An 11401-nucleotide genomic window follows, 5' to 3' on the forward strand; every position below is an offset into this window, starting at 1 on the left:
GCGGTACAGTGACTATGGGGCTATAGCTGCATGAAACTGTCCGAAGTGTTGCCCACTGAAAAATAATTAAATATCATTAACTCTTTCACAGTATTACCCAGTATTGGAACCGGGAGGCAATCAACCGAATCTGCGGACTTGGCCAGCGACAAAAGCGCGCTATATTCCTCGTTAATATCCAGTCTACGCCTAAACTGTTGATGCAAAATACCCACCTCACGGCGCATTGATAAACATGAATAAAACAATCCCGTCAAAATTACCCCAGCTCATTCGCGGAGAGTGGGTTAACTCCAGCTGCTCCGATTGGTTGGAAGTGACAAATCCTGCCACCGGTGAGGTCCTAAGCCAGGTTCCATTAACAACATCTGAGGAGCTACAAAGCGCTGTCACCTCCGCCAAAGAGGCGTTTGTTCAATGGCGTGATACACCGGTTACCGTTCGTGCGCGAATTATGCTCCGCTATCAAGCGCTTCTCAAAAAAAACCAGGAATCTCTGGCTCGAATACTCAGTGAGGAGACCGGAAAAACGTTCGAGGATGCGAAAGGAGATATATGGAGAGGGATCGAAGTTGTCGAGCATGCCGCCAATATCGCATCACTGATGATGGGGGAAACGATGGAGAACGTCGCTGGCGGAATTGACTGTTACTCTTACCTCCAACCTATCGGAGTCTGTACTGGCATTACGCCGTTTAACTTTCCGGCAATGATTCCACTGTGGATGTTTCCTATGGCCATTGCCTGCGGAAATACTTTTATCCTGAAACCGTCTGAACAGGACCCTATCACTCCCTGTAAGCTCGCTGAATTATTTATGGAAGCTGGGGCACCGGAAGGCGTTCTGCAGCTTGTACACGGCGGACCGGAACAAGTGGATTTTCTATTGAAACACCCAGATATAAAGGCTATTTCTTTTGTCGGATCGGTGCCTGTAGGACGCCATATTTATCAAACTGGCACCCAACAGCTAAAGCGTGTACAGGCTTTTGCCGGCGCCAAAAATCATATGGTCGTCATGTCGGATGCCAATAAGACAGCGGCAATCAATAATATAGTCGGCGCGTCTGTGGGAGCTGCGGGGCAGCGCTGTATGGCTATTTCCGTCGCTGTATTGGTAGGGGATACACAACAGTGGCTGGAAGACATAAAAAACGCCATGTCGGTAGTCAAACCCGGCCATTGGCAGGATCCGAACGCTGATTTTGGGCCACTCATTTCAGCCGCAGCACGAGAGAAAGTGCTAGGATATATCGCCAGGGGTAAAGAGGAAGGTGCCGACTGTTTGCTCGATGGTTCTGATATCTCGGTTGAAGGATTTCCCCATGGTAACTGGGTAGGCCCCACGTTATTTGCCAATGTCAGCCCGGATATGTCTATCTACACCGATGAGATTTTTGGGCCTGTACTGTGCCTGCTCAATGCCGACTCCTTGGAGGACGCTATCCAGTTAATTAATACTTGCCCCTATGGCAATGGTACTTCCATATTTACCGCAAGTGGGGCTGCCGCACGTAAATTCCAACATGAGATATCAGTCGGGCAAGTGGGCATCAATATACCCATCCCGGTGCCACTGCCCTTCTTTAGTTTTACCGGTTGGCGTGCTTCCTTTTACGGTGACCAACACGCCTACGGGAAGCAGGCCGTGCGTTTCTATACAGAGACAAAGACCATTACTGCTCGCTGGTATGACAGTGATATTGAACAGGTAGAGCACACCAACCTGACGATACAGCTCAAGTAATTTTTTGCGGCAGGAGAATACGATGGCAAAGACAGTAGCATTTTTGGGGTTGGGTCACATGGGTGCACCGATGGCTACTAATCTGATCAAAGCCGGTTTTAAAGTTAATGGTTTTGATCCGGTGACGGAGTTATTGAATGCGGCAGCTGCGAAGGGCATTGGAAAATGTTCTTCCCCTCAAGAGGCCGTAAATAACGCAGATTTTGTTGTTAGTATGCTGCCAAATGGTGCGGCGGTAGAGTGTTTATATATTGATACCGACAAGCTACTTGACGATATATCTTATAAGAGCCTAATTATCGACTGCTCGACCATCTCTGCTGCAAGCTCCAAGCGCTTAATCCACGATGCAAAAATTAAGGGCTTGCACGCTATCGAAGCACCAGTTTCTGGAGGTGTGTCGGGGGCTGAAAAGGGATCACTGAGCTTTATTTGTGGCGGTGCCAGCAGCGATGTAGACAAAGCCAAAGAAGTCCTGGAACCTATGAGCAGTAATATTTTCTATGCCGGTTCTGCAGGTGCTGGCCAGACCGCAAAAATCTGTAATAATATGCTGTTAGCGATACATATGATTGGTACGGCGGAGGCATTACAACTGGGTGCGGATAATGGTCTTGATACTAAAGTACTCACCGATATTATCTCGAAAAGTTCAGGCTGTAATTGGTCTGTACAAAATTACAACCCCTATCCTGGCGTAATGCCCGAGGCTCCAGCCAGTAATAATTATGCCGGAGGATTTATGGTCAAGTTGATGTGTAAAGACCTTGGACTGGCACAGGAAACCGCTAGCCAAAGTAAAAGTTACACACCCCTCGGCTCACTGGCTCGCAATCTCTATGGCATTCTCAACCTGAGAGGTGGTAGTGACTTGGATTTTTCATCGATCCAAAAGCTATTTCAGGAAGCGGATTAGGCCGGGTAACGTAAGCTGAGGTTATTCTCTACCTAATCCCTATTTGATAAATATTAGAGCTCTATTATTTCGCCCAGTATACGAACCTCTTTGACCTCATCCCAATTGGTAGCAAAGTAGAATTGTTGTTTTCTTCCAGCATTACTGGGAATTGTCAGTTCTTCCGGATTTCCTCTGCCATTAAACAAGTTGATCGCATAGCCGTCTTCATCAATAACAATTATCGCTTCGGATTCTTTCAGATCAATTAATCTAACCGGAAGTTCATTATTATTCTTAAAGCCAATTTCAACGTAGCAACCACCCTCATCACTGGATATTATTGTTATAATTTTCGCCTCCAGGTTAGCTATAAAATCGTCATGTGTATTTACTAGTATAGCGCCATCGGTACTTTTCCCGGACTTGCGCCCGTCAGCTACGCCTTCGCTGGCACCACCCACCAGATCCTTGCTAAAGCTGACGATGCCGGATACCACTGACTTTGCTGCTTCCGCTACGCCTTTTTCCTGATTTTCCTCTGCATGAACTGCAGAAGATAACAGCAAACACATTAATAAAGTAATTCGTCGCACTGAGGTCTCCATGTCTTTCCACTATTTCCAAAATCGCTCTGCAACGGTCACCTATAGTTAGCCGACCATTGCATTGGATATGGGAGAGCGCGATATATTAAGCCCTTATTATTGTTCATGCGACTTATTTGGGACCTATCTCCTGCCATCTAACCAGCATTACCAGCCAAGTCGCTATTGACTCTGTCCAGTTGCTGCAATTTGAATTTCTCGAATATTGACATATTGTGGCTGAGAATACATAAACATCACAGTGCGGGCGATATCCTCTGCATTAACGGCACCACCAATCGAAGCTTTCCACTGTGAGTAAGCATCAATGATTTCCTGAGACGTCGTATGGCTGAGTAATTCAGTTTCTACGGCGCCGGGGCAAATGGTCATCACTCGCACTCCGGCGGATGCCACTTCTTCCCGCACGGTTTCACCAATAGCTGAAACCGCGTACTTGGTACCACAGTACGCGGCGTGATTGATAAAACTCTTCACACCGGCAATGGAACTGACATTGATAATGGTGCCAGTACGGCGAGATTTCATTCCTTCCAGCACCGCTTGCATACCGTTCAACAGGGCCAGCACATTAACATCAAACATCTGCCGCCATTCTGCAGGGTTTTGAGTCTCAATATTTCCCAATAACATTTTACCAGCATTATTAATCAGACAATCGACCGGACCGTATTGCGCTTCAGCCTCCCCGATAGCACCTCGCAGGGCGTCGCTATCGGTCACATCCACCTTTCTACACATTGTATTAGGTAGCTGCAGAGCCTTAAGCTGCTCTAAGCGTCGCGCCAACATCAGTAGCGGATGCCCGGCAGCGGACATCCGCTTGGCAATGCCAGCCCCGATTCCTGAACTGGCTCCGGTAATAACAACTAACGGTTTGGACATATTAACTCTCTCTTCAACGGGGGCCCCAATGGACGATACTATTTGGTTGGACCCAGTATAGGTTTTACAACTACCATGATTAGCCAAACCAATTAGAAAACATTGTTTTGCTTTTATGAACAATCTATCGTGGCGCGCTATACGTGCGTTTATCCTGGTAGCCGATGCCGGAAGCTTTACCGCGGCAGCCAGGGATAACGGCTATTCCAAGGCCAATCTGAGTCAGTTGGTTACCGAGCTGGAAACTGCCCTGGGGATACAATTGCTCTATCGCACCACTAGGCAATTGCGCCTTACTGAGATCGGCGAAGGTTATTACTGTCGCTGTAAACAGGCCATGCAACAATTGGACTCGGCTGCCGAGTGGGCCTGTGAATCAAAGGGTGGCGTAGAGGGAAAAATCCGCATCAACGCCGTTGGCGGGGTGATTGGCGAGGATTTAATTGCTCCGTTGGTTATCGACTTCCAGCAAGCCAATCCCGGGGTTCGCGTCCACCTGGATTTTTCCAGTACACGTGTAAACTTGATTGAGGATCAGTACGATCTCGTTATCCGTATGGGCGCTCTAACGGATTCCTCTTTAATCGTGCGCAAACTTCATTCCATCAAAACCTGCTATGTGGCTAGCCCCTCTTTTCTGCAAAAACACGGACCTATCGCTAAACCTGCTGATCTGGCTTCTGTGCCACTTATTTCTGGGAGTGTCGATCAATGGTTACTAACCCGCGACAAAAGCCAACAGGTAGTACAGGTCGACAACAGCACCAAATTGGTTAGTGGTCGGGTAATGCATCGAGCTGCTCTTACCGGCCTCGGGGTTACCCGTTTGGCTGATATCTATGTTCAAGCTGATATTAACAGTGGGCGGCTGGTTGAAATCCTACCGGGCTGGTCGGAATCCACTGAATTATCGATGGTGTGCCCTCCCTTACGCCACCAACTCGCACGGGTACGTAACTTGATGCAGTGGCTGAAGGAGGGATTTTCTGAGAGGTACTCTCAAACCCTACAGATGGGTCCTATCGGCTAGGCCGCACTTCTGACCCCAGTCGAAACTACTATACACCTTCTTTTTCTAACTCGGTCTTTTGCAGTAGATCTTTCTGTTTTGGCTCAATATTTAATGAGTGAATCTCTGAGGTAGCGATATTATCGATAAATGGATAAATACAAAACACGATCGCCAGTAAAACCCAGAACGCTGTAGCTTGTGCAATAGGTACCAATAAATACAGGCTGAATCCGCTAATTCCATTGATACCACTTGAAACATAGGCAGCAGTCCCACCCAATCCAACCAACGGAGGGATCAGATAAGGCATAAAATAAATCCAGGTACCCCGCAGATCTTTTGACATACGTTCACACCAATTAATCATAAATGGTAGGGGAAAATTGGCCAGGATAATCCCAAGTAAGACCTCCAGAACCCCGACTTTCCAGCCGGAGAGAAAGGCAAAGTAAGCAAAAATCAATAAATTCAGACAAATACAAACCCAAAGGGTGACTCTGAAGAATGTCATGGTAATTCATCCAAGCAAATTGGTGGAAAATGACTAATTCACAAGCGTTCTAATTTGTTGAATACCCTATTACGCTGGCCGGGCATCACAAATCGCCATCGGCCTGTTGAATTGCTTGCAACTCCGACGCAGAAAGTGCCTCGTAACCCCGCAGATAGGGCCAACCGTAACCCCAGCGAAATGGTGTTGGTAGAAACGGAGTTCCGCCCAGCCTAACACCCATTAACATCACCAGCGCGACCTCTTCCTCTCCAGTTCCAGCGACGCAAACCTCAAGAGCCCGATCCGCTTGTTTCCGCTCTTTATAGCTCCCGCCCTTCCAGTAGGCGTAGTCGTGAGCAATACAGCAATCCAACCACAACTCATGTTGGTTAAAAGTACCATCAGGAAATGCACTGCAGCCATCAGTTTTAAACGGCTTTATTTCTACCGCAAACGCTTGAGCGCACAACAAAAAAAATACTACCCACCAGCGGCTCATTTGTTTTCTACCCACAATTCCAATAACGGCTTGATTGACTCAACATTCAAACCCAAGTCTATTTTGGTCGCTTTCGTGCATTCTCAGCGAGAAATTCTAGATAAGCACAGACTTGCCATTAGTGTCCATAAGACACATAATAGCTTCTCACCTACCCATCTGACCTTGGAGAGACCGAGGCTTAACTCCCAGCAAGGAGCTTGCTGCTATGGCCCAGCACTACGATTTTGCAGTTTTTATCGGCCGATTCCAGCCATTCCACTCGGGGCACCTGAAAGTGGTTGAGCACGGCCTCGCCCAAGCCAACCACCTTATCATGCTGATTGGTTCAGCCAATCAACCGCGCAACCCTCGCAACCCCTGGACCCACCAGGAGCGCGAACAACTTATCAGAAGCTGCTTGAATGAGAATGACAATAAGCGCCTGATCTGTCTGCCACTTATGGATGTCCCCTACAACGATGAACTCTGGGTACGCAATGTACAGAGTTCCGTCACTGGTATAGTGACAGCGCACCACAGCATTCCCCACAGACCTCCCAAGATCGCACTGATCGGGCACCACAAAGACCATACGGGCTTCTATCTAAATCTGTTCCCACAGTGGGATTCCCTGAGTGTGGAAAACCACAGCGAGATCAGCGCAACCCCTATCCGCGAAGCGCTATTTAGTGATGAAGCGGAAAGCGCGCTCAGTAAGCTCAAGCATGAGTGTGCTCTACCCGCTAGATCCGCCGATATTTTAAGGGAATTTATCGCAATAAATCCGGCCTACGGTGAAATACGTGAGGAAATGGCATTTATTCAGCGCTATAAGTCCTCTTGGGCAAGAGCCCCCTACCCACCGACACATGTCACCGTCGATGCGGTTGTAATCCAATCCGGACATATCCTGCTGATTGAGCGGCGAGCCTTTCCGGGGCGCGGTTTGTGGGCACTACCCGGTGGCTTTGTTGACTCCGGCGAGCGATTGATTGATGCCTGCCTGAGGGAGCTGCGGGAAGAAACTCGCTTGAAAATCCCCACCCCAGTTCTGAAAGGGTCAATCCGGCGGCAAGCTGTATTTGATGAGCCCTATCGATCAGCACGAGGCAGAACCATAACCCATGCCTACTATATTGAGCTGGAGGCCAGCCAGCAGTTGCCCAAGGTCAAGGGTGGAGACGATGCTCGTCACGCTCGCTGGATACCCCTCGCCGAACTAGCTCCACAGCAACTATTCGAAGATCACTATTACATTATTCAGTCATTAATTGGTGGTGCCTGATATCCCATTGAATAGAGGCAGCCGGCCACTGGCCGGCTCTCACACCACAAAGCCCTGCTTCAATACAGGTTTACCCCCATCTCCAAGAGCCATTCACGAAGTTTCCAATAAATACTCACTGACTATTGACAACTAAGTGCCCAAAGGACACTATCGATCCAGCTTAGTGTCCTTAAGACCTAAATATGATTGCCCACGCACTGGAGAGACCGGTGCCTACAACCCCTCACGGAGGATTTCCGGGATGAATCACTATAATCCGATCCTGAATGTCGACAGCTACAAAACCAGTCATTACTTGCAATATCCGCAAGGTACCCAGTATGTGAGCAGCTATATCGAGAGCCGCGGTGGACAATTTAAAGAGGCCGTATTTTTTGGACTGCAGGCCTTTATCAAGCAGTATCTAACAACGCCGATTAATGCCGAGCACATAGATGAGGCAGAAGAACTCTGCCTGGCACACGGCTTACCCTTTAACCGACGGGGATGGGAATACATACTGGAAGCGCATCAGGGTTACCTCCCCATCGAAATCCAGGCGATTCCCGAGGGCAGTGTTGTCCCCACACAAAATGTATTGGCTCAGGTGGTGAACACAGACCCCCAGTGCTTCTGGTTGACCAGCTATATTGAAACCGCCCTGCTTCGCGCGGTTTGGTATCCCACCACCGTGGCCACACAGAGCCGTGAAGCCAAAAAAGTCATCCAGAGATACTTGCTGGAGACTGCAGAAAACCTCGATACACTGCTATTCAAACTACACGACTTTGGGGCTCGCGGTGCCAGTAGTGAAGAGACCGCAGCCATTGGCGGCCTCGCACATCTGGTCAATTTTCAAGGCACCGATACCATGGCGGCAATACTCGCCGGGCGCCGCTACTATGCGGCCCCCATGGCCGGATTCTCTATTCCTGCTGCAGAACACAGCACTATGACCAGTTGGGGACGCGAGCAGGAAGCCAGGGCCTATGAAAATATGCTCAAGCAGTTCGCCGGCAACGACCGTCTGGTAGCTGTAGTCAGCGACAGTTATGACCTATGGGGCGCCATTGAAAATATCTGGGGTGGCGAATTAAAAGAGCGTGTAGAGAACAATGGCGGTACTCTGGTAATTCGCCCCGATAGCGGTGATCCTGTTGATATCGTTACCCAAACTATTGAGCGGTTAATGCGCCTATTCGGCGCCACCATCAATAGCAAAGGTTACCGGGTCCTCCCACCCTATATTCGAGTACTGCAGGGAGATGGTATTTCTCTGCACACCATTGAAGGTATCCTCAGCGCGATGAAAGCCAGAAAACAAAGTGCCGATAATATTGCTTTTGGAATGGGCGGCGAGCTGCTGCAGAAAGTCAATCGGGATACCATGAAATTCGCCATGAAAGCGAGTGCGGTCAGGGTAAATGGTTTATGGCGCGATGTGTACAAAGATCCAGCCACTGACAGTGGCAAACGCTCCAAGAAAGGACGCTTAGCGCTGGTACATCGTGCAGATGGTAAGCCCTATACCGTACGTGAACAAGATATCGGGGGCCGCCAGAACTTATTAGACATCGTTTATCGCAATGGCAAACTGCTTATCGAGCAAGACCTGGAAGCTATTCGTAAGCGTGCGGCCATCAGCGAGAAAGGAGATCTGTTAGCACTTGCCAGTTAAAGTCAATCAATAGCCAGATTAATAGGAGAGTAAGGGTGTTATTGGAAATTGCTATTGGTGATGCTTATGGAGCCGGATTTGAATTCTGTAATCGAGAAATAATTACCCATAATAATCATGTTAACGGCTATATCGCGCATCCTCTAGGTATTAAGGCCGGCTGTTATACTGATGATACTCAAATGAGCTTGGCGATTGCCGAGCTCATTCTCGAAAAACCAGCTCCGCTAGCGTCTGACTTTGCACAAGCGTTTGTACACACTTACAAACGAGATCCACGGCTCGGATACGCGTCTGGATTTCAGCAGCTTCTCGATAGCTGCCACTCCGGTAAAGACTTAACACAAAAAATCCGCCCTCACAGCAAGAGAAATGGCGCAGCAATGCGTTCAGTACCTCTCGGGGTCATCCCAGATATTAACCAATTATTGCAACTGACTAAATGCCAGGCCGGCATCACACACAACACCAAAGAGGGAATTCTATCCGCCCAAGCAGTGGCCTTAATGGCCCATGGACTGATCCATCAGAAAGCAGCTATAAAAGATTTAGTTCCGTTTATTGAAAGTACCATTGAAATTAAAATGGTGTCCAACTGGTCGGGAAAAGTTAATTGCGATGCTCTTGAAACTTTAGCTGCCGTCAATACGGCGCTACAAAAAAATCGCAGCTTCACCGAGCTATTACATGCTTGTGTGAATTTCGGCGGCGATACCGACAGTGTTGCCGCTATCGCCTGCGGATTGGCCTCTCTATCCAGGGAGTATGACTCAGAAATACCCTCAAGTTTAATCACTGGCCTGGAATCTAGCCCTTACGGATATCAATATCTGTTAGAAATCGACAGGAAAATATCCAATATTTTTTAATTCCTTTAAAGTGGAAATTTAATTGGCCCTAAGAGCTACATAGAATTTTACAATTAAAGTTCCAAGTTTCGAATAAAATTGTAAGCTGCAGAATCCTCCCTCATGCGATAGAGGGCTGCGGGCCGGCCCTTTTCAGCGCGTTTCTCGCCGGTATCCACCAATAGATTCGCCTGCTCAATTCGACGGCGAAAAGATTTTTTCTGTAGCGGCTTGCCAATAATTACCTCATGTACATGCTGCAATTCTGGCAAGGTAAAAGTTTCAGGAAGTACGTAAGCTGGCACAATTGAGTAGAGCGCCTTTTGCACTAGGCGCTCATGCGCCCTATTTACAATATCCAGATGATCAAATGCCAGGGGCAACTGGCACACTTTTGAAAAAGGCAGCCAATTGACATCAGAGACAGTGTCAATTGAGATTTCGCAACTCTGATGAGCAATCAACGCCGTATAAGCCACCGTAATCGACCAGCCACGCCTATCTCTACTCGGCCCTCCAAACGTATATAGCTGCTCTACATAGGGCGGTATAACGCCCGTTTTCTCTTTCAGTTTTCGGATAAGGGTAGCCTCCAGACCATCATCCTCGGATTCAGACACAAAACCACCCGGCAGAGCCCACTTTCCTTTCTCCGGGTAGGCCGAACGCTTCACCAGAAGAGTCTTTAGAGTATTTTCATGGTAGGTGAATAAAACAGCGTCAACAGTGACTAGAGGAGCATCAAAGTTGCGCTTCTTATAGCGGGCTATATAATCTTCTTCGTTCATATCCAGCGAAACTAAGTATCATTAAGACACTTAGTTTACCTCGAATAACCTGACACTATAAAGCTATTTAGTCAGGGACGATTATTAATGGCCTTGCAACCGATCAATTTCTTCCTGCAGTTTTTCAAGATCCTCTAAAATTTTCATGAATTTCCCGCCAAATACTGTAACTTCATACTCCACCCGTGGAGGAATCTCCGCATAGCTAATCCGCTCCAGTATGCCGAAATCCATATTTCTCCGTAGGCATTCATTGAGCACCTTGGTAGTTAACCCTTCCACACTGCGAACCATCTCCCCCGGTCGATTTATTCCTCGGGCAAGGAGCTGGTAGACCGTAAGAGACCATTTACAACCATAAATTGTCTCAACCATTCTGGCACTTTTTTTAGGTGGACTCTTTCGTAACAGCATTTTTTTCTCTGCTTTCATAAATACTTACCGAAAAGTAACTACCACACCAAATTGTGCTTACTTTTCAACCAACCCGGACTTTATCTAAACTCAATTCACGCAATGAAGATACCTCAACGAGGAAGCAATATGAATAACTCAGTGAAGAAAGAAGTAGCACTAATTGTCGGCGGTTCTAGCGGTATGGGCCTAGCCAGCGCGATACAGCTCGCCAAGCGAGATATTCACACCACCTGCATTCAACTCTGAAGTGCATCACCCTTTAGGCTGCTGCAGCAGCCGTAT

Annotated in this window: 12 protein-coding genes and 1 pseudogene; 7 read left to right on the forward strand and 6 right to left on the reverse strand. The window is 47.9% G+C overall.

Going from position 1 to position 11401, the window contains the following annotated elements; translation table 11 throughout:
• The first annotated feature begins 235 nt into the window (after positions 1-235).
• On the forward strand, positions 236-1747 hold the full coding sequence (locus tag MO867_RS18295; protein WP_252471862.1) for a CoA-acylating methylmalonate-semialdehyde dehydrogenase: 1512 nt from the start codon (positions 236-238) through the stop codon (positions 1745-1747).
• Positions 1748-1751: 4 nt separating this feature from the next.
• Complete coding sequence (gene mmsB, locus MO867_RS18300; RefSeq protein WP_256474167.1) at positions 1752-2663, forward strand: 3-hydroxyisobutyrate dehydrogenase; 912 nt, start codon at positions 1752-1754, stop codon at positions 2661-2663.
• Between the two features lie 53 nt (positions 2664-2716).
• Here mmsB and MO867_RS18305 read toward each other — a convergent pair whose 3' ends face one another.
• Entirely contained in the window at positions 2717-3238 is a 522-nt protein-coding gene (locus MO867_RS18305; RefSeq protein ID WP_252471866.1) for a hypothetical protein, read from the reverse strand.
• A gap of 174 nt (positions 3239-3412) precedes the next feature.
• Positions 3413-4135 carry an SDR family oxidoreductase gene (locus tag MO867_RS18310; RefSeq protein WP_252471867.1) on the reverse strand — a complete coding sequence of 241 codons (723 nt, stop codon included), beginning with the start codon at positions 4133-4135 and terminating at the stop codon, positions 3413-3415.
• A gap of 115 nt (positions 4136-4250) precedes the next feature.
• Between MO867_RS18310 and MO867_RS18315 the strand changes: the two genes are divergently transcribed.
• Complete coding sequence (locus MO867_RS18315) at positions 4251-5165, forward strand: LysR family transcriptional regulator (protein ID WP_252471868.1); 915 nt, start codon at positions 4251-4253, stop codon at positions 5163-5165.
• Positions 5166-5193: 28 nt separating this feature from the next.
• On the opposite strand, the gene MO867_RS18320 is transcribed toward MO867_RS18315, so the two are convergent.
• Both MO867_RS18320 and MO867_RS18325 read right to left on the reverse strand, forming a co-directional pair.
• Positions 5194-5493 carry a hypothetical protein gene (locus tag MO867_RS18320; protein ID WP_252471869.1) on the reverse strand — a complete coding sequence of 100 codons (300 nt, stop codon included), beginning with the start codon at positions 5491-5493 and terminating at the stop codon, positions 5194-5196.
• A gap of 250 nt (positions 5494-5743) precedes the next feature.
• Positions 5744-6139: an FAD-binding oxidoreductase gene (locus MO867_RS18325; RefSeq protein WP_252471870.1), complete on the reverse strand. Its 396-nt coding sequence runs from the start codon at positions 6137-6139 to the stop codon at positions 5744-5746.
• A gap of 205 nt (positions 6140-6344) precedes the next feature.
• Between MO867_RS18325 and MO867_RS18330 the strand changes: the two are divergent.
• From MO867_RS18330 to MO867_RS18340, 3 genes and pseudogenes are all read left to right on the forward strand, one after another.
• Positions 6345-7406: pseudogene (locus tag MO867_RS18330) on the forward strand (bifunctional nicotinamide-nucleotide adenylyltransferase/Nudix hydroxylase); the annotation flags it as partial.
• 244 nt (positions 7407-7650) lie between these two features.
• Positions 7651-9066, forward strand: a complete 1416-nt coding sequence (locus MO867_RS18335; protein ID WP_252471872.1) for a nicotinate phosphoribosyltransferase — start codon at positions 7651-7653, stop codon at positions 9064-9066.
• A 35-nt stretch (positions 9067-9101) separates the two neighbouring features.
• The gene (locus MO867_RS18340) at positions 9102-9935 is read left to right on the forward strand and encodes an ADP-ribosylglycohydrolase family protein (protein WP_252471873.1); all 834 of its coding nucleotides are present in this window, start codon (positions 9102-9104) and stop codon (positions 9933-9935) included.
• 53 nt (positions 9936-9988) lie between these two features.
• Here the strand turns inward: MO867_RS18340 and MO867_RS18345 are convergent, their stop codons facing one another.
• Both MO867_RS18345 and MO867_RS18350 read right to left on the reverse strand, forming a co-directional pair.
• The gene (locus MO867_RS18345; protein ID WP_252471874.1) at positions 9989-10702 is read right to left on the reverse strand and encodes an NUDIX hydrolase; all 714 of its coding nucleotides are present in this window, start codon (positions 10700-10702) and stop codon (positions 9989-9991) included.
• A gap of 84 nt (positions 10703-10786) precedes the next feature.
• The gene (locus MO867_RS18350) at positions 10787-11134 is read right to left on the reverse strand and encodes a winged helix-turn-helix transcriptional regulator (protein ID WP_252471875.1); all 348 of its coding nucleotides are present in this window, start codon (positions 11132-11134) and stop codon (positions 10787-10789) included.
• 111 nt (positions 11135-11245) lie between these two features.
• Here MO867_RS18350 and MO867_RS18355 point away from each other — a divergent pair, with 111 nt between their 5' ends.
• Positions 11246-11365: a hypothetical protein gene (locus MO867_RS18355; protein WP_252471876.1), complete on the forward strand. Its 120-nt coding sequence runs from the start codon at positions 11246-11248 to the stop codon at positions 11363-11365.
• The last annotated feature ends 36 nt before the right edge of the window (positions 11366-11401 follow it).

The sequence above is a fragment of the Microbulbifer okhotskensis genome (genome assembly GCF_023895975.1).
Taxonomy (GTDB): domain Bacteria; phylum Pseudomonadota; class Gammaproteobacteria; order Pseudomonadales; family Cellvibrionaceae; genus Microbulbifer; species Microbulbifer okhotskensis.

Bases quoted from the DNA above. Each gene is read 5' to 3' on its own strand.
- MO867_RS18295 (WP_252471862.1), top strand. From the start codon at position 236: ATGAATAAAACAATCCCGTCAAAATTACCCCAGCTCATTCGCGGAGAG.
- MO867_RS18310 (WP_252471867.1), bottom strand. From the start codon at position 4,135: ATGTCCAAACCGTTAGTTGTTATTACCGGAGCCAGTTCAGGAATCGGG.
- MO867_RS18315 (WP_252471868.1), top strand. From the start codon at position 4,251: ATGAACAATCTATCGTGGCGCGCTATACGTGCGTTTATCCTGGTAGCC.
- MO867_RS18320 (WP_252471869.1), bottom strand. From the start codon at position 5,493: ATGTCAAAAGATCTGCGGGGTACCTGGATTTATTTTATGCCTTATCTG.
- MO867_RS18325 (WP_252471870.1), bottom strand. From the start codon at position 6,139: ATGAGCCGCTGGTGGGTAGTATTTTTTTTGTTGTGCGCTCAAGCGTTT.
- MO867_RS18335 (WP_252471872.1), top strand. From the start codon at position 7,651: ATGAATCACTATAATCCGATCCTGAATGTCGACAGCTACAAAACCAGT.
- MO867_RS18345 (WP_252471874.1), bottom strand. From the start codon at position 10,702: ATGAACGAAGAAGATTATATAGCCCGCTATAAGAAGCGCAACTTTGAT.
- MO867_RS18350 (WP_252471875.1), bottom strand. From the start codon at position 11,134: ATGAAAGCAGAGAAAAAAATGCTGTTACGAAAGAGTCCACCTAAAAAA.
- MO867_RS18355 (WP_252471876.1), top strand. From the start codon at position 11,246: ATGAATAACTCAGTGAAGAAAGAAGTAGCACTAATTGTCGGCGGTTCT.